The 17,591-nt window shown below is 65.2% G+C and carries 15 protein-coding genes; 7 read left to right on the top strand and 8 right to left on the bottom strand.

Annotated elements, in window-relative coordinates; all coding sequences use genetic code 11:
- Positions 1-146: 146 nt before the first annotated feature.
- The 3 genes from NLN62_RS05820 to NLN62_RS05810 form a co-directional block, all read right to left on the bottom strand.
- Positions 147-3,611: a chromosome segregation SMC family protein gene (locus tag NLN62_RS05820; protein ID WP_027524257.1), complete on the bottom strand. Its 3,465-nt coding sequence runs from the start codon at positions 3,609-3,611 to the stop codon at positions 147-149.
- A gap of 196 nt (positions 3,612-3,807) precedes the next feature.
- Positions 3,808-4,464 (bottom strand): DsbA family protein, encoded by a 657-nt coding sequence (locus tag NLN62_RS05815; RefSeq protein ID WP_027524258.1) that lies wholly within the window; start codon positions 4,462-4,464, stop codon positions 3,808-3,810.
- A gap of 131 nt (positions 4,465-4,595) precedes the next feature.
- Positions 4,596-5,075, bottom strand: a complete 480-nt coding sequence (locus NLN62_RS05810) for a DUF721 domain-containing protein (protein ID WP_027524259.1) — start codon at positions 5,073-5,075, stop codon at positions 4,596-4,598.
- Between the two features lie 196 nt (positions 5,076-5,271).
- Between NLN62_RS05810 and mutY the strand changes: the two genes are divergently transcribed.
- From mutY to NLN62_RS05795, 3 genes are all read left to right on the top strand, one after another.
- Positions 5,272-6,393, top strand: a complete 1,122-nt coding sequence (gene mutY, locus NLN62_RS05805) for an A/G-specific adenine glycosylase (protein ID WP_254107905.1) — start codon at positions 5,272-5,274, stop codon at positions 6,391-6,393.
- 69 nt (positions 6,394-6,462) lie between these two features.
- Complete coding sequence (locus NLN62_RS05800) at positions 6,463-6,882, top strand: PaaI family thioesterase (protein ID WP_027524261.1); 420 nt, start codon at positions 6,463-6,465, stop codon at positions 6,880-6,882.
- Between the two features lie 366 nt (positions 6,883-7,248).
- Positions 7,249-7,686 carry a cupin domain-containing protein gene (locus NLN62_RS05795; RefSeq protein WP_027524262.1) on the top strand — a complete coding sequence of 146 codons (438 nt, stop codon included), beginning with the start codon at positions 7,249-7,251 and terminating at the stop codon, positions 7,684-7,686.
- 41 nt (positions 7,687-7,727) lie between these two features.
- On the opposite strand, the gene NLN62_RS05790 is transcribed toward NLN62_RS05795, so the two are convergent.
- Positions 7,728-9,014, bottom strand: coding sequence for a flavin-dependent oxidoreductase (locus NLN62_RS05790; RefSeq protein ID WP_254107903.1), 1,287 nt, complete (start codon positions 9,012-9,014; stop codon positions 7,728-7,730).
- 122 nt (positions 9,015-9,136) lie between these two features.
- Between NLN62_RS05790 and NLN62_RS05785 the strand changes: the two genes are divergently transcribed.
- Positions 9,137-9,757 (top strand): glutathione S-transferase family protein, encoded by a 621-nt coding sequence (locus tag NLN62_RS05785; protein WP_254107901.1) that lies wholly within the window; start codon positions 9,137-9,139, stop codon positions 9,755-9,757.
- A gap of 105 nt (positions 9,758-9,862) precedes the next feature.
- Here the strand turns inward: NLN62_RS05785 and NLN62_RS05780 are convergent, their stop codons facing one another.
- Positions 9,863-10,795: a LysR family transcriptional regulator gene (locus NLN62_RS05780; protein ID WP_254107899.1), complete on the bottom strand. Its 933-nt coding sequence runs from the start codon at positions 10,793-10,795 to the stop codon at positions 9,863-9,865.
- A 91-nt stretch (positions 10,796-10,886) separates the two neighbouring features.
- Here NLN62_RS05780 and NLN62_RS05775 point away from each other — a divergent pair, with 91 nt between their 5' ends.
- Both NLN62_RS05775 and NLN62_RS05770 read left to right on the top strand, forming a co-directional pair.
- Entirely contained in the window at positions 10,887-11,330 is a 444-nt protein-coding gene (locus NLN62_RS05775) for a nuclear transport factor 2 family protein (RefSeq protein ID WP_254107897.1), read from the top strand.
- Positions 11,331-11,648: 318 nt separating this feature from the next.
- Positions 11,649-13,658: a methyl-accepting chemotaxis protein gene (locus NLN62_RS05770; protein ID WP_254107895.1), complete on the top strand. Its 2,010-nt coding sequence runs from the start codon at positions 11,649-11,651 to the stop codon at positions 13,656-13,658.
- A gap of 59 nt (positions 13,659-13,717) precedes the next feature.
- Here NLN62_RS05770 and NLN62_RS05765 read toward each other — a convergent pair whose 3' ends face one another.
- The 3 genes from NLN62_RS05765 to NLN62_RS05755 form a co-directional block, all read right to left on the bottom strand.
- The gene (locus NLN62_RS05765) at positions 13,718-14,398 is read right to left on the bottom strand and encodes a glutathione S-transferase family protein (RefSeq protein ID WP_254107891.1); all 681 of its coding nucleotides are present in this window, start codon (positions 14,396-14,398) and stop codon (positions 13,718-13,720) included.
- Between the two features lie 132 nt (positions 14,399-14,530).
- Positions 14,531-14,857 carry a hypothetical protein gene (locus NLN62_RS05760; RefSeq protein ID WP_027524269.1) on the bottom strand — a complete coding sequence of 109 codons (327 nt, stop codon included), beginning with the start codon at positions 14,855-14,857 and terminating at the stop codon, positions 14,531-14,533.
- A 176-nt stretch (positions 14,858-15,033) separates the two neighbouring features.
- Entirely contained in the window at positions 15,034-16,161 is a 1,128-nt protein-coding gene (locus NLN62_RS05755; RefSeq protein WP_305881662.1) for a site-specific DNA-methyltransferase, read from the bottom strand.
- Between the two features lie 403 nt (positions 16,162-16,564).
- Between NLN62_RS05755 and NLN62_RS05750 the strand changes: the two genes are divergently transcribed.
- Positions 16,565-17,515, top strand: a complete 951-nt coding sequence (locus NLN62_RS05750; RefSeq protein WP_027524271.1) for a neutral zinc metallopeptidase — start codon at positions 16,565-16,567, stop codon at positions 17,513-17,515.
- Positions 17,516-17,591 lie beyond the last annotated feature (76 nt).

The following is a 17,591-nucleotide window of genomic DNA, read 5'->3' as shown; positions in this document are numbered from 1 at the left end:
GAGAAGCCGCGGCGTACTGGATCATCCGCCTTGGCGGATGATGACGTCAATGCTTATGGTGCGAGATTCCGGGTTCTCGCGGAGCCTGTCATCGGGCCGCGCTTTGCGCGGACCCGGTGGCGAGCCCCGGAATGACGCAGAAATCGTCACGCCACGTTCTGGTCGAGAATGTCCACGGCCTCGGCCAGGCTCACCGACACGAGCTGCGAGACGCCGCGCTCGGCCATGGTGACGCCGAACAGCCGGTTCATCCGCGCCATGGTGATCGGATTGTGCGTAATGATGATGAAGCGCGTGTCGGTCGAGCTGGTCATCTCGTGCAGGAGGTTGCAGTACCGTTCGACGTTGTGGTCGTCGAGCGGCGCGTCGACTTCGTCCAGCACGCAGATCGGCGATGGATTGGTGAGGAACACCGCAAAGATCAGCGCCATCGCGGTCAGCGCCTGCTCGCCGCCCGAGAGCAGCGAGAGCGTCTGCGGCTTCTTGCCCGGGGGCTTTGCGATGATCTCGAGGCCGGCCTCGAGCGGGTCGTCGCTTTCGATCAGGTGCAGTGCTGCTTCGCCGCCGCCGAACAGCTCGACGAAAAGGCGCTTGAAGTGGTTGTTGACGACCTCGAACGAGGTCAACAGCCGCTCGCGGGCCTCCTTGTTGAGGCTCTGGATGCCCTGGCGCAGCCGCTTGATGGCTTCGACGAGGTCGTCGCGCTCGGTGGTCAGGCTGGTGTGCTGAGTCTCGACCTCCTTGAGCTCTTCCTCGGCGCGCAGGTTCACAGCGCCGAGACGCTCGCGGTCGCGGCGCATCTTTTCGAGGTCCTCCTCGATTTCGTGCAGCGACGGCAGCTCGGCGCCGGGCTCGATCTCGGCAAGGCCGGCAACGGCCTGCGGCTCGACCTCCAGCATGTCGCGGATTTCGCGCTCGATGTCTTCCAGCCGGCGCCGCGCGCCTTCCATGCGCTCCTCGGCACGCGCTGTCGCCTCGCGGGCGCTCGACAAGGCTTCGAGCGTCAGCTTTGCGACGCGATCGGTCTCGGCCATCGCCGTTTCGGCTTCGGCGAGCGCGTCGGCGGCAACGCGGCGATCATTCTCGGCGTACTCGATCTCGTTGATCAGCGCGCTGCGCTTCTCGGCGAACACCGCGGGCGCGTTCTCGAGATCGCTGCGCTCGATCGAGACCTCGGTAATGCGGGCCTGGATGGTGTCGATGTGGGAGGCTGCGCTCTCCTTGCGGTTCTGCCATTCGGTGCGCTCGGCGAGGATCGCCTGCACGCGGCGGTCGGCAAGCTCAGCCTCGCGCGCCAGCGCCTGCGCCTCGGCGCGGACCTGGGCGGCCATGCGGCGATGGCCCTCGATGTCGCTGCGCACGGCGGCGAGCCGGACTTCGGTGTCTTCGCTCGACGGCAGCTCGGAGATCGCGGCGGCCGCATATTCATGCGCGGCCTCGGCCTCGGCGCGGTCGGCGGCGAGGCGGCTGTGCGCTTCCGACAGCGCCGACTTGCGCGCAGCGCGACGGTTGATCTCGCGCTCCGCGGTGGCGTGGCGCTCGCGCGCGGCGTTGAGCTCGCGCTGCGCGGCGCGCCAGGCCTCGCGGGTGGCGCCTTCGGTGCTGGCGGCCATCTTCAATTCGGAATCGGCATTCTCCAGCGCCTGGCGCTTGATCTGCGCGTCGATGCGGGCCTGCTCGAGCTCGTTCTCGATGTCGACGAGGCGGGCGCGCTCGGCGAGCCGCCGCGCGGCGCCGGTCGGCGCGTGAGCCGCCGCGACAAAACCGTCCCAGCGCCAGACGTCGCCTTCCGGCGAGACCAGCCGCTGGCCGGTCTTGAGTTTCGAGACGAGCTCGGCGCCGCGCTCGCGCGGCACCACGCCGATCTGGGCGAGACGACGCGCCAGCTCGATCGGCGCCTGCACGTGGCTCGAGAGCGGCACGACGCCCTCGGGCAAGGCCGGATCGCCTTCGGTGACACCGGCATTGGTCCAGCGCATCGGCGCGGAGGGATCGACGGGGGCATCGAGGTCGTCGCCGAGTGCGGCGCCGATCGCCTTTTCAAAGCCCTTGTCGACGGTGATGCCATCGATGATCGGTGGCCACAGATTCTTGGTCTCGCCGTTGACGATCTTGGAGATCGTGCGCGCCTCGGTTTCCAGGCGCTGCACGCGCTTGTCGGCCTCGTTCAGCGGCGAGCGCGAGGATTCCAGCGTCTGTCGCGCGGCCACATGCGCGGCTTCGCTGTCCTGCGCTGCGGCCTCCGAGGCCGCCAGAGTCTGCTCGGCGTTCTCGACCGCAGCGGTCAACTCGTCGAGATCACCGAAGCCGCCGGTCTCCTCGGCAAGCTTCTGCTCCTCCGCCGCGACGTTCGCGATCTCCTGGTCGAGCCGGGCGAGCTTGTCACGGTGGGTGCGGACGTTGGCTTCGAGTTGATTCCGCTTGGCGGTGAGGTCGGCGAGCGCCGTGGTCAGCTCGGAGAACTGCTGCTCGGCTTCGGTCAGCGTCGCCTCGGCCTCGGACACGCGCTCATCGACGCCGGAGCGCTTCTCGACGCGCGACTTGATCTCTTCCTTCAGCTCCAGATCCTCGGCGTCGAGCCGCTGAAGCGCGACGTCGGCGTCCATGGTCTGCTGCTGGGCGCGGGCGATATCGCCCTCGAACTGGGCCAGCCGGCGCTCGAGCTCGGTAACGCGCTCCTTGGCGCGCTCTTCCTCGCGGTCGAGCAGTTCGCGTGCATTGGTAAGCCGTTGCAGGCCTGCCGCAGCGCGCGCTTCCGCATCGCGCAGCGCCGGCATCCCGGCGGCGCGGATCGCCTGGATGCGAGCGGCTTCGGCCTGATGCTGGGTGCGCTCGGCCATCTCGCGCACGGCGAGATCATGGGTGTGGCCGGAATCATTGACCTCGGCATGCGCGCCGATCCAGCGCAGATGGAACAGCGTCGCCTCGGCCTTGCGGACCTTGGCCGCGACCTCGCGATAGCGCACGGCCTGACGGGCCTGCTTCTTCAAGCCTTCCATTTGCCCTGCGAGCTGGCCGATCACGTCCTCGACGCGGGTGAGGTTGGTTTCGGCCGCCTTCAGCCGCAGCTCGGCCTCATGGCGGCGGGCGTGCAGGCCGGCGACGCCGGCGGCATCTTCGAGCACGCGGCGGCGCTGCTCGGGCTTGGCCTGGATGATCTCGCCGATCTTGCCCTGGTGGACGAGGGCGGGCGAGCGCGCGCCGGTGGCGGCATCGGCGAACAGGATCTGCACGTCACGGGCGCGCACGTCGCGGCCGTTGATGCGATAGACCGAGCCGGCCTCGCGCTCGATGCGGCGGGAGATTTCGAGAAGCTGGCTGTCGTTCATCGCCGCCGGCGCGGTGCGATCGGCATTGTCGATCGTCATCGTCACTTCGGCGTGGTTGCGCGCGGGACGATTGCCGGAGCCGGCGAAGATTACCGCGTCCATGTCGGCGGCGCGCAGCGATTTGTGCGAGGTCTCGCCCATCGCCCAGCGCAGCGCTTCGACCAGGTTCGACTTGCCGCAGCCGTTCGGTCCGACGACGCCGGTGAGGCCCGCTTCGATCACGAAGTCGGTGGGCTCAACGAAGGACTTGAAGCCATGAAGGCGCAGGCGAGTGATCTTCATAAAACACGCTTCTCTGTTGGCAGGACGCGAATCTCCCTGCCGTGACAATACCATAGAAGGCAAATGTCGGTGTCTGGGCTACCGCTTCGAGCGGCTTATGCACAAGCGACAATGGCTGTGCCGGTGCTCAAGGGCAACCGGCCAGCAACGCTTTTCCCAAGGCTTTTGAGGCGCGAATCAGGATCAAGCGTGAAGATCAGCTCTTCAACAGCGGATTGATCTTCTTCGCGAATTCCTCGAACGAGGCCTCGCCCTTGATCTTCTCGCCGTTGATGAAGAACGTCGGCGTCGAATCGACCTTCAGGACCTCGCTCGCATATTTCTGGTCGGCGGCGATCTTGTCGAGCAGCGCCTGGTCCTTCAGGCAGGCCTCGACCTGGCTCTGCGAGAGGCCCGCCTGCTTGCCGATCCGGGCAAGCGTCTCCGTGGTGTTCTTCGTCACCCAGTCGGCCTGCGAGCGGAACAGCATGTCGGTGACGGCAAAATATTTCGGCGCATCACCATTGGCGATGCAGCGCGCCAGCATCGCGCCGGCGGCGGCTTTGATGTCGAGCGGGAACTCGCGGAAGATGTAGCGTACCTTGCCGGTGTCGATGAATTCCTTCTTGATCTTCGGGAACACCTGCTCGTTGAAGGCCGCGCAATGCGGGCAGGTCATCGAGGCGAACTCGGTGATGGTGACGGCGGCGTTGTCCGGGCCGAGCGCCATGTCGGGCAGCGACACCGGCTTGGCGACATCGGAGGCGCTCTGCGCCATGGCCTCGGTGATAAGCCGCAGCGGCGACAACCCGGCAGCCACGGCAAGTCCGGTCAGCGAAAGCATCGTGGTGAAGACGCGGCGGGTGATCATCAAAGGTCCAACTCCCGAAATTGGCGTGGGCACGCCCAAAGTTCCCCGATTGAGCGGCCTGTCGCTAGCTTGAAACCGCAATGGAGGCAATGGCGGGCCGCAATATCCGCTCCAGATTAGCGGCGGAATGAGGCTCAATTTCGCTTGATTGCGGCACCCAGCCGGGCCAGCGCGTCCCGCAATTGTTCATCGTCGATATTGCCGAGGGTCTCGGCCACCTTTGCCACCGCCGCGGCGTCGGGCGGGCGGGGTCGCGCCGGGCGGCCGCGGCTGGATAGGGGGGCCTGGCGGAAGGCGAGCTTGCCGACCGCATTCCAGCCGAAGAAGCGGTTGACCCGCTCCAGGATGACGTCGGCCGAGTGCTGGATCTCCAGCGCCATCGGCCCCTCGACCCGCAGCACCAGTGTCGCCGGCTCCTGCGGCTGGCCCTCCACCGGCCGCGGCCATTGCATCTTCAGCGGCTCCGAATGCGCGGCGATCTCGGAGCCGGCAATCTCGCCCCACCGCGTCACCAGTTCGCGCGCGGCAAAGCCCTGCTTGGCATAGGCCTCGGCGAAGACGTCGTTGAGCAGGATCGACAGCGGCTTTGCACTGATGGGGCCGGGCTTGGACATGGCTTCCTTATATCATCCGGCGACGCTGACCAGAAGCTATCCGGCGCCATGCCGGGCATAGCCGTCCAAGGGACGGTGTCGCTTCCGCTCGCCTATGCCCGGCCATCCACGTTGTGCCGTGAAGAAAGGCGTGGATGCCGGCGACAGGCGCGGGCATGACGTGGAGAGTTCGGTGCGACGTCGATACAGTGTCTGCATGAGCTCCAAACCCGCCCTGAGGGCGAAATCGCAACCAGTTCGGTCGGAAGTCTCCGCGCGCCCTTTCGCGCTGCTGCAGTGGTACGACCGCCATCGCCGCCGCCTGCCATGGCGGGCGGCGGCGGGCGAGACGCCCGATCCGTACCGCGTCTGGCTGTCGGAGATCATGCTCCAGCAGACCACGGTCAAGGCGGTCGGGCCCTATTTCGAAAAATTCCTCGCGCGCTGGCCTGACGTCACCGCGCTCGGCCGCGCCTCGCAGGACGACGTGCTGCGGATGTGGGCGGGGCTCGGCTACTATTCGCGGGCGCGCAATCTGCATGCCTGCGCGGTCGCGGTGGCGCGCGACCATGGCGGCGTGTTTCCCGATAGCGAAGAAGGTTTGCGGTCTCTGCCGGGCATTGGGCCCTACACTGCGGCGGCGATCGCCGCGATCGCGTTCGATCGGCGCACCATGCCGGTTGACGGCAATATCGAGCGGGTGGTGTCGCGTCTGTACGCCGTCGAGGAGGAATTGCCGCAGGCAAAACCGCTGATCCAGCAATTGGCGGCGACCCTGCTCGCCGAGACCCGTGCTGGCGACGAGAAGTCTCGCGCCGGCGACAGCGCGCAGGCGCTGATGGATCTGGGCTCCTCGATCTGCACGCCGAAGAAGCCGGCGTGTTCGCTCTGCCCGTTGAACGAGGATTGCGTCGCGCGGGCGCAAGGCACGCAGGAGACGTTTCCGCGCAAGGCGCCGAAGAAGAGCGGTACGCTGCGGAGAGGAGCGGCCTTCGTCGTCGTCCGTGGCGATGAGCTGCTGGTCCGCTCGCGGGCCGAAAAGGGTCTGCTCGGCGGCATGACCGAGGTGCCGGGCTCGGATTGGCTCGCCGGCCAGGACGACAAGGCCGCGCGCGCGCAGGCGCCTGAGATCAAGGGCCTCACGCGCTGGCAGCGCAAGCTGGGCGTGGTCACCCACGTGTTCACGCATTTTCCGCTGGAGCTCGTTGTCTACACCGCCGAGGTCGACGGCCGCAGCCGTGCGCCAGGGGGCATGCGGTGGGTTCCGATCGCAACCCTTGCTGACGAAGCGCTGCCCAACCTCATGCGCAAGGTGATCGCGCACGGGCTTGATCTCTAGCTTCTCGCGCACTCCTGACAGGATGCTGGCAGCAGCGCTGCGCTATCGGAACCGAAACGGAGGTTCCCGATGGTCAAGACTGCGCTCGACGATTTCAACATGCCACCCTGTGCCAAGCTCCTGGGCTGGCGCCTTTTGGACGCCCGGCCCGAGGAGGGCTGGATCCAGCTTGGCTTCGAGGGCAAGCCGGAATTCTGCAACCCGGCCGGTTTCATCCAGGGGGGCATGCTGTCCGCGATGCTCGACGATACGATGGGTCCGGCCGTGCTCGTGATGAGCGAGGGCAGGCTCTATACGACGACCGTCAGCATGACCGTGAACTTTCTCGCGCCGGCCAAGCCCGGGCCGATCGTGGCTGAGGCCAGGGTCACCCAGCTCGGCAAGACGATCGCATTCGTCGAAGGGAAGCTGGTGGCCGAAGACGGCACGCTGCTTGCGACCGCCACCGCCAGCGAGCGCCTGCTCGATGCGGCGAAAGTGGTTCGCTGATACAGGCGCGGTGGACCTGCTTCACGTTCCCAGCCTGGAACAGGGTCTACCCGCGCGTGCAATGAGAGGATTTGCTCGCGGATTCCTTGCGCGCACAATGAGCATGCCGATCGTTGCCGACCCCAACAGCGCGAGCATTTCGATGCGCGCATATTGTCGCAGCGGCAAAAGAGAGAGGCGGATACAGCCAATCTGCAGGCGAATCGCGATGTTCGATACATCGTCGACCTGGTTGCGGCAAAGTGGCCACTTCATATTCTTTGCGGAAGCTTTGATTGTAGGTTGCCCGTGGCCGATAGAAAATTAACAAAGGTTAAACGGGATAATTTTGAAAGCCGTCCTTTACTTAAGGCCTTGAGGTGAGCCATGTCGCTTGCGCTTATTGAGACCGGCCATTGCAACGTCGATCTCAAGCCGTCCCCGATAGAGCCATCATGGATCATTGAAGGAAACCCGCAGGCGCGTTCGCACCTGCTGTCGACCAGCGCGTGCGGCACTGCCACGACCCTGATCTGGTCCTGCACCGAAGGCAAGTTCAACTGGTACTACGATCTCGACGAGACGATCATGATCCTTGAAGGATCGATGGTGATCGAGAGCGATGGCATGCCGCCGAAACGCTATGGTGTCGGCGACGTCGTCTTTTTCCGCGAGGGCGCGCACGCCAAATGGCACATCGAAAAGTATGTGAAAAAGGTCGCCTTCCTGCGCCAGACCAATCCGGCTGGGCTCGGTTACGCCATTCGCGCCATCAATAAGCTGAAGCGGATGTCGTCGGTGTTGGGTGGTCGTCGCTCCGGGTAACTCGCGCCCGTCAACGGCATTGCGGATCGTGCGGCGACGACCTAGGTGCTCGTGCGCCTCGCATCGGCGTGCCGCGGCACGAGCGGCGGCTTGGCGTTGAGGGCCTCGACCTGGAAGCCGGCGACGCGCTTGTAGTTCGCGGCGATGTCTTCAAGCTCCTTCTGCGACAGCACGTCGGTGACGACGCCGTAGCCATCAGGCGCGCGCTCCTCGACGAGTTGCATCACCTGCTCCGGACCGTTCTTGCGGTTGAGCAGCACAAGATCGGTCGTCGCCGGCCGGCGCTCGGCCTCATAGGCTAACAGCGCCGCGCTCGTCAGCCCATGCGCCAGGATCTCGCGCGTGATGACGCGGGCATCGAGGATCGCTTGCGAGGCGCCGTTCGAGCCGATCGGATACATCGGGTGCGCGGCATCGCCTATCAACGTGACGCGGCCAAACGTCCATTGCGAAACGGGATCGCGGTCGACCAGCGGATATTCGTAGGCGTGCGGGCAGTTCCGGATCAGGCCGGGCACGTCGAGCCAGTCGAACTGCCAGCTCTCGAACCACGGCAAGAACTCCTCCAGCCGCGCGGTGCGGTTATAGTCCTCGCGCCGCCACTGATAGGTCGGCGGCATATGCCGCTCGGCGACCCAGTTGATCTGGTGGTTGCCGGACGACTCCGGCGCCTTGGTGATGGGATAGCAGACGAATTTCAGGATCTCGTGCCCGGCCATGATCATGGTGCGGCCGGTGAGGAAGGCTTTGGCCGGCGTCACGCCGCGCCAGAGGATGCGGCCGTTCCAGATCGGCGGCCCCTCCTGCGGGTAGAGCTTTTCGCGCACGGCGGAATGGATGCCGTCGGCCGCGATCAGCAGCGCGCCCTCATACGTGCCGGCAGGCTTGCCGGTCGCCTTGTCGATGAAGTCGGCGCGGACGCCGTCGGCCGTCTCATGCCAGTCGGTGAGATGATGACTGGTCAGAATGTTCTCGCGGCCGAGCCGCTCGACCGCGGTGTCGAGCAGGAGCTGCTGGAGAATGCCGCGATGGATCGAGAATTGCGGCCATTTGTAGCCGGCCTCCAGCCCGCGCGGCTCGCTCCAGATCGGCTTGCCGTGCTTGGAGAAATAGGCGAGCTCGCGGGTGCGCACGCCGCTCGCATCGAGCTTCTCCATCAAGCCGAGCTCGATCAATTCGCGCACCGCATGCGGCAGTACGTTGATGCCGACGCCGAGCGGTTTCAGCTCGGCGACGCTCTCGAACACTCTTGCGGGCACACCGATCTGGTGCAGGCTGAGCGCGAGCGTCAACCCGCCGATGCCGCCGCCGGCGATGAGTACCGTCATGTCAAATCCCCCGTTGCGGCGTCTTCGCACGGCGAGGCGGCCGTCGGCAACTGCGAAGAGAACGGCCTATGGACGCCGCGCCGGCCTGCCGTTAACGTTCCCCTTTCGGTACGAGGTCTCCCATGCTCAAGCTCTACTACACCCCCGGCACCTGCGCGGTCGCCTCCCACATCGCCCTGGAAGAGGCCGGCGCCGACTACAGGGCCGAGCGGATCGACTTCAAAACCAATCAGCAGAACAGCCCGGACTATCTCGCAATCAACCCGAAAGGACGCGTGCCGTCGCTGGTGACCGATCGCGGGGTCCTCACCGAGACGCCGGCGATGCTCGCCTACATCGCGCAAGTGTTTCCCAAGGCCAAGCTTGCGCCGCTCGACGATGCCTTTGCGCTCGCGCAGGCGCAGTCGTTCAATTCCTATCTGTGCTCGACGGTGCACGTGGCGCATGCCCACAAGATGCGCGGCGCGCGCTGGGCGACGGAGGAGACCTCCTTCGCGGACATGAAACGGATGATCCCGAAGACCATGGGTGCCTGCTTCTCGCTGATCGAGCAGAAGATGCTCGGGGCCCCCTGGGTGATGGGCGAGCAGTATACGATCTGTGATCCCTATCTCTACACGCTGTCGCTCTGGCTCGAAGGCGACGGCGTCGACATCAAGGCGACACCTAAGGTCGCCGATCATTTCAAGCGGATGTCCGAGCGGCCTGCCGTGCGCAAGGTGATGGACGCGCACAAGGCCTGAGACCTCGGATTGTAGGGTGGGCAAAGGCGCGTAGCGCCGTGCCCACCATCTCGCCAGGCTACAACGGAAGTGGTGGGCACGCTTCGCTTTGCCCACCCTACGAAGCTAGCCCACCTGAAGCTGCGAAGCTTTCCGCTTCTCCAATTCCCGTCCGGTCTCCAGCATCAGCCGTCGCAGCCAGATCGAGCCGGGATCCATCTGCGCGCGGGTCGGATAAAACATGAACTGCTCGTCGATGCCGGGATCGAGCGGCGGCGTCACGGTTGAGAGCGCGAGCTGCCTTGACAGCGCCGCGATCAGGCGGCGGGGCACGAAGGCGACGAGATCGGTGCGGGCGGCAACATGCAGCGCTTCGAGATAGCCTGACACGACGAGCGCGATGTGCCGTTCGATGCCTTTGGTGCGCAGCCAGGTGTCGATCAGGTCCTCGGCCTGGCCGCGGATGATGACCGCGACGTGACGCGCGTCTAGGAACGTTTCGCGCCGTTTCAGCCTTGCGCCAACGGGATGGCCGCGCCGCACGGCAAGCGCATCGCTATCGGTATAGAGCAGTTGCCGGTGAAATCCCTTGAAGGCGTTGCCGATCGAGATCACGAGATCGATGGTGCGGGCGAACTCGGCGTGGAAGATCGCAGGTCCCCGCCATGGCACCACGTCGATGCGGACGTTGGGTGCAAGGCGCGTCACCTTCTCCATAAAAGGTGGCATCAGAAGCTCGACGGCGAGGTCCGGAATCATCAAGCGGAACTGCCGCTCGCTGCGCGCGGCGTCGAATTCCTCTGATACGAAGAGCCCGCGCACCTGGTCGAGCGCCTGCACAAGCGGTGCGCGCAGGGCCTGCGCCCGCGGCGTCAGCTCCATCCGCGCGCCGGTGCGCACCAGGAGCGGATCCCCGAAAATGTCCCGCAGGCGCTGGAGCGCGTGGCTGGTTGCCGGCTGCGACAGCCCGATCCTCAAGGCCGCGCGGCTGACATTGGTTTCGCGCAAGAGCGCGTCGAGCGCGCTCAGCAGATTGAGGTCAAGCGAATTCAAATTCATGAGGTGAATAGATATCATATTCACTATCGATTGGAAGAATTTGCATGAGGCGGTGATGATCCCGGCGAACTCAAGCAAAGGAGAAGCCGCCATGAGCGCCGCCGCCAACAAGAAACTGATGCAGGATATCTTCGCCGCCGCCGCAGACCCCGATCCGGCCGCCCGCGACCGTGCGCTGTTCATAGAGAGCCTTGCCGACGACGCGAAATGGGTCGTGACCGGACAATACTCCTGGTCGCGGACCTTCGCGGGCAGGGACGCCATCCTCAACGACCTGCACGGCCATGTCCGTTCGCGCCTCGTCGACCGGACGCGCACGGTGGCCCACCGTTTCATCGCCGACGGCGACTTCGTCGTGGTCGAGGCTAAGGGCGACAACGTCACCAAGGAAGGCATTCGCTACGACAACGACTATTGCCTGGTGTTTCGCATCGAGGACGGCAGGATCAAGGAGATCCGGGAGTACTGCGACTCGGTCCTGACCGAGAAGGCGCTGGGCCCGTTTCCGGAAGCGGCAAGCCGGGCCGCGGGCTGATCCGGGTCGCGTTGTCTCACGGTTGCGGACAAGCGTTCGTGATGCGCTTGTCCGCACGAGCCTGCGTCCGATCCGTTAGCCGTTCGAGCCTTTCGGCCGGTTTTGTGCAAGACCGCCCGCCTGCTCATTGCGTTGTCCTGCCCGAGTTCCACCGGCGTCCACGCGAAGCGAGTGAAGGACACAATTAACAAGTGTCACGCATTGTGTCGCCGCAGACCGTGAGTCGCCGGACGGGCAATCAACGGCTGCAAGGGAGTCGCCTGGCGATTTCAGGTTCGTCCGGCTGCCCCGCGTCTCTTGCTTGGGTGGACAGAGGAAATGGCGGGCGTTCGTTTGAAGATCAGGGGGCGTCTTTACGTCGGCTTCGCAGCTCTCGTGGCAGTTGGCCTGATCATGGCCGCAGTGGCGGTCTGGAACCTGTGGGCTGTCCAGGACCAGGTCGCAAAGGCGGCGGCTCTCTCGGACAGCACGGCGCGGGTCCTGGAAATATCGAACCACCTCCAGGCGATCCAGCGAGCCAACCTTCGCTATATTCACGACGGGAACGAGCCGTCTCTCAAGGAGGCTGGAGACCGGGAGGCTGCGGCGACCCAACTGCTTCAGGTGGGCGCGAAAGCGACGCTCTCCGAGGAGCGGCGAAAGCTCTATAGCGATCTCATCGGCGATATCGCAAAGATGCGGACCCTGTGCGACGATCTCGGCGACGCCGTCAACGAGATGAGGACGGGCAGGGCGACCCTGTTGCCGGGTGGTGACGATCTGGCCGCAAAGACCGCCAAGCTGGTCATCGCTGCGCGCATCTCCCACGATGCCGAAGTCGCGGCCGCGGTCGCGGATCTCGAATCCAAGATCGTTCTTGTCCGAATTGCAAACTGGCGCTTCCTGGCCTTGCGCGACAGCAAGGGGGCTTCGGCCTTCAGGACGAGCGTCGAGAATACGCAACAAAAACTCGCCGCGCTCGAGAGTGCCACGCTGCCGGAGGCGGTCCAGTCCGCGATCGCGCCGGTGAAGGCATCGCTGACGATCAACAAGAACGCCTTTGAGACGACGTCCGCCGCGATGCTCAAGGCGGACGACATCTACAACAACAATCTCGCGCCCCTGATCATCCGAAGCATCGACAAGCTCAAGGTCGCGGAAAGCGGATTGAAGACCGAAAATCAGGCCTCGCGCGCAGCCGCCGAGGGTGTCATCGCGAGCACGACGTCGGTCCAGGAGGCGGCTGGCGCCGTCGCCCTCCTGTTCGGCGGCATCATCGCCTTCCTGATCGCCCGCAGCATCGTCGGACCGATCACCTCGATGACCCGCGCGATGGGATCGCTCGCCGGCGGCGATCTCAGGACCGAGATCCCCGGACGCGGCAATCGCGACGAGATCGGCGACATGGCCAAGGCGATCCAGGTATTCAAGGACAACATGGTCGAGACCGAGCGCTTGCGCACCGAGCAGAAGGAGCTCGAGGTGCGTCAGGCGGAGCAGCGCAAGGCCGACATGGTCGAGCTCGCCGAGCAGTTCGAGCAGGCGGTCGGCGAGATCGTGGAGGCGGTCTCATCGGCGTCCGGCGAGCTGGAAGCGTCGGCCGGCACGCTGACCACGACCGCTTCGCGGGCCCGGGACCTCTCGACGGAGGTCGCGGCCGCTTCGCAGGAAGCCTCCGCCAACGTGCAGGCAGTCGCGTCCGCGACCGAGGAGCTTTCATCGTCGGTAGGCGAGATCGCGCGCCAGGTGCAGGAATCGGCCCGCATCGCCAATGAAGCCGTGGCGCAGGCGGGCAGGACCAACGAGCGGGTCGGCGAGCTCTCGAAGGCGGCCGCCAGGATCGGCGACGTCGTCGAACTGATCAGCACGATCGCCGGCCAGACCAACCTTCTGGCGCTGAACGCCACCATCGAGGCCGCGCGTGCCGGCGAAGCCGGCCGCGGTTTTGCCGTCGTTGCGACCGAGGTCAAGGCATTGGCCGAGCAGACCGCGAAGGCGACCGGCGAGATCGCCCAGCAGGTCTCCGGCATCCAGGCGGCGACCGAGGAGTCGGTCGGTTCGATCCGGGAGATCGGCGGAACCATCGAGCGGTTGTCGGAGATTTCAGCCGCGGTCGCGGCTGCCGTGGAAGAGCAGGGCGCGGCGACGCAGGAGATCTCGCGCAACGTTCAGCATGCCGCGCGCGGAACGCAGCGCGTGTCGACCAATATCGGCAACGTGCAGCGCGGCGCCTCCGAGACCGGCTCGGCATCCTCGCAGGTGCTGGCGTCCGCCAAGTCGCTGTCGGCGGACAGCAGCCGGCTGAAGGTCGAGGTCGCCAAGTTCCTGAACTCGGTGCACGCCGCCTGATCGCGGGCGGCGCCGGCGGGGCCGGGCCGCGCTTTAGACGCGCGACCCGTCACGGGTGGTCAGGCCACCTTCGTCTTCATGTGCTTGAACATGTTGTCGCGGGCCTCGTCGTCCATCACGGTCTTGAAGGCGAACTTGTCCTTCAGCGCGATGGCGCGCGCAGCCGCTGGTCGCGCGGAGATCTCGTCGACGAGACGCTTGACGTTCAGGTATTTCGCGGTTGCGTCCTCGCCGAGCACGAAGGCGGCCATGCGTGCCCAGCCCCACATCGCCATGTCGACGATCGAGTAGCTGTCGCCAACCATGTAGCGATTCTTCGCCAGATGATCGTCGAGGATCTGGTAGTGGCGATGGCCCTCGTACTGGTAGCGGTTGTGCGCGTAGTCCTGGTCCTTGGGCGAGAAGTGCCTGAAGTGCACCGCCTGTCCCGAATAGGGGCCGAGCCCGGTCGCGATGAACATCAGCCATGACAGCGTCTGCGCGCGAACGGCGGGCGCGGGCAGGAACTTGCCGGTCTTCTCGGCGAGATAGAGCAGGATGGCGTTCGAATCGAACACGATGGTGCCGTCATCGTCGATCGCCGGCACCTTGGCGTTGGGATTGATCTTGAGGAATTCGGGCGTGAACTGCTCGCCCTTGCGGGTGTCGACCGCGACCGGCTCGAACGGCAGGGCGGACTCTTCCAGATAAAGCGCGACCTTGGTCGGGTTCGGCGAGCCGTTGAAATAGAATTTGAGCATCGAGAGTCTCCCCAGTCCTTTGTGAGCCGAGATCGGGCGCAGCATCATTGCCGCCGGCGGCCCGTTCTTGCCCGAACCCTTGCGGGAAGCACAAGTGACGCGTTCGTGGATGGAGCCTGCGCGCCGTGCAGGTCAGCCGGCGTAGAAAAAACCGAGGATGGCGACGATGATCACGCCGAGACCTGCAGCTTCGACGCGGTGCGCAAGCCGTGTCGCGGCATGCACATCGGAGGCCCGCGCGGCGCGCTCGGAGCCTTTGGGATAACCGTGGACGATGACGTCGTGATTGAATGTGTCGTGAGCCTCGTTGCCGCTGGCGAGCCCGGCACAGACGAGGAGCACGCCGAACAGAGCGAGTCCGGCAAAGCCCAATAGGCCGATCATCAGCATCGGAAACATGCCGACCAGGAAGATCGGCAGCAGCGGCAAAAGCAGCAATGTCTCGGACTGTCGTCGCATGGCTCGACCGGTCAAGACGGGAACTGACGCCTGAATGTAGTCCCGGGAGCTCAGTGGTTCAAGTATTCCAGTCATTCCGGGGCTCGCGAAGCGAGAGCCCGGAATCTGGAGATTGTGACGCGAGATTCCGGGTTCGCGCTGACGCGCGCCCCGGAATGACGATCGGGAAAGGGGCGTTACTCCGCCATGCCGGAGCGGATTTCGGCGCGCAGCTCGTCGATCAGCTTGAGGCCCTGCTTGGTCTCGACGTGCCAGTAGGTCCAGCCATTGCAGGCGGCAGAGCCCTGCGCCACCGCACCGATGCGGTGGATCGAGCCGACCTTGTCGCCCAGCATGATGGCGCCGTCGGCGCGAACGAGCGCACCGAGCTTCTTCTTGGCGTCGAACAGCTTGGTGCCGGGCATGATCATGCCGCGCTCGATCAGCTCGGAGAACGCCACGCGCGGGGCCTCGCGCGCGGTCATGAACGGGGCGAGGCTCTCTTCCGGCAGCGGCTCGACGGCCGCGATCCGCTCCTCGGCGGCCTTGGCGTAAGTGTGCTCGCGCTCGAAGCCGATGTAGCTGCGGCCGAGTCGCTTGGCGACGGCGCCGGTGGTGCCGGTGCCGTTGAAGGGATCGATCACGAGGTCGCCGGGCTTGGACGACGACAGCAGCACGCGCGCGAGCAGGCCTTCCGGCTTCTGCGTCGGGTGAACCTTCTTGCCGTCGGCGCCCTTGAGGCGCTCGTCGCCGGTGCAGAGCGGGATCAGCCAGTCGGAACGCGCCTGCACGTCCTCGTTGGCCGCCTTCAGCGCTTCGTAGTTGAAGGTGTAGCCCTTGGCCTTCTCGTCGCGCGCGGCCCAGATCATGGTTTCGTGCGCATTGGTGAAACGGCGGCCGCGGAAATTCGGCATCGGGTTGGACTTGCGCCACACGATGTCGTTGAGGAGCCAGAAGCCGAGGTCCTGCATGATCGCGCCGACGCGGAAGATGTTGTGATAGGAGCCGATCACCCAGATCGTGGCCGACGGCTTCATCACGCGGCGGCAGGCGAGCAGCCAGGCGCGCGTGAAGTCGTCATAGGCCGAAAACGAATCGAACTTGTCCCAGGCGTCGTTGACGGCATCGACATGGGATTCGTCGGGGCGCTTGAGATCGCCCTTGAGCTGAAGATTGTAGGGCGGATCTGCGAACACCAGATCGACCGAACCGGATGCCAGCTTCGACATCTCGGCGACGCAATCGCCGACGATGATGCGATGCGATGCGGACTCAAAATTTGTGCGGGGCGCCCTTGCAGACGCCCCGCGACGCGACACAACCATGACTCAAGAACTCTGACTCAGGCGACGCTGTCGGCGACGCGGGACCAAACAACCGACTGGCCGCTACATTGACCGCGCAAAGTAAAAAACGACTTAACTCGCATCGTCTCGCGATTGCTTCGACATCGCGCATCGCGCAGGCAAAGATGTGCGGATCACTCGTGTTTTGCAGCATCTTTCGCGTTCGCGCGGTTGCGATCGCCTCGCTCGCGCCAAACTTTCTCTCGGAAAAAATGCTGCTCTCCCGGAAAAAATTGCAGCCGTCGGCGCGGTGCCGCACTAGGCAATTTTTGCCGAGCAGGATATTGATTAACAGAACGGAAATTTTACGTTTGTGACGCGGGTAGGTCTTGCGCTGTTGCGTGCCCCGCGGGTGCAATCTAAGGACTTGAGGGAAGCCGCCATGCGTTACGATGATTTCCGCCGCAGCGACGACATCGAGGATCGTCGCGACGAGGGTGGTGGTGGGTTTGGTGGCGGTGGCGGCGGTGGTTTCGGTCTGCCGATGGGCGGCGGCGGCCTCGGCATCGGCACCATCATCGTGCTCGGCCTGCTCGGCTACGCCTTCGGCATCGATCCGCGCATCCTGATCGGCGGCGCCGAGATCCTCACAGGCGGCGGCCAGGCGCCGAGCTACCAGACCGATCGCCAGGCATCGGGCGGGCAGGTGAAGCGCGGCGCTCCGACCGACGAGATGGGCAGCATGATCTCCGGCATCCTGGGCGAGATCGACGATCGCTGGAGCGAAATCTTCCAGGCCAGCGGCCAGTCCTACACCGGTCCCAAGATCGTCCTGTTCCGCAACGCCACCAATGGCGGCCGCTGCGGCATGGCGCAGTCGGCGATGGGACCGTTCTACTGCCCGCCTGACAAGACCATCTTCCTCGACACCGGCTTCTTTCGCGAGGTCGAGACACGCTTCCGCGGCTGCTCCGGCAAGTCCGCCTGTAATTTCACGACGGCGTACATCATCGCCCATGAGGCCGGCCATCACATCCAGAATCTGCTCGGCATCATTCCGCGCGTGACGCGGCTGCAGCAGCAGGCCGGCTCCAAGGCCGAAGCCAACGCGCTCCAGGTGAAGGTGGAACTACAGGCCGACTGCCTGTCCGGCGTCTGGGTCAACCGCGAGGCGAAGAAGCGTCCGAACTTCCTCGAACCGGGCGACATCGACGCGGCGCTGACCACGGCCAGTGCGATCGGCGACGACACGCTGCAACGCCAGGCCACGGGCCGCGTCGTGCCCGACTCCTTCACCCACGGCTCGGCGGAGCAGCGCAAGCGCTGGTTCATGACCGGCTATCAGCAGGGCACGGTGCAGGCCTGCAACACGTTCGGGAATGGGTCGTTGTAAACTGGTCGTAGCGTCATCCTGAGGCGCTCGCCTCCTGGCGAGCCTCGAAGGATGACGAGCCCCCCGGCTCATCCTT

The organism is Bradyrhizobium sp. CCGUVB23 (assembly GCF_024199885.1).
Classification (GTDB): Bacteria; Pseudomonadota; Alphaproteobacteria; order Rhizobiales; family Xanthobacteraceae; genus Bradyrhizobium.
This window is presented reverse-complemented; position numbering and strand designations above follow the sequence as displayed.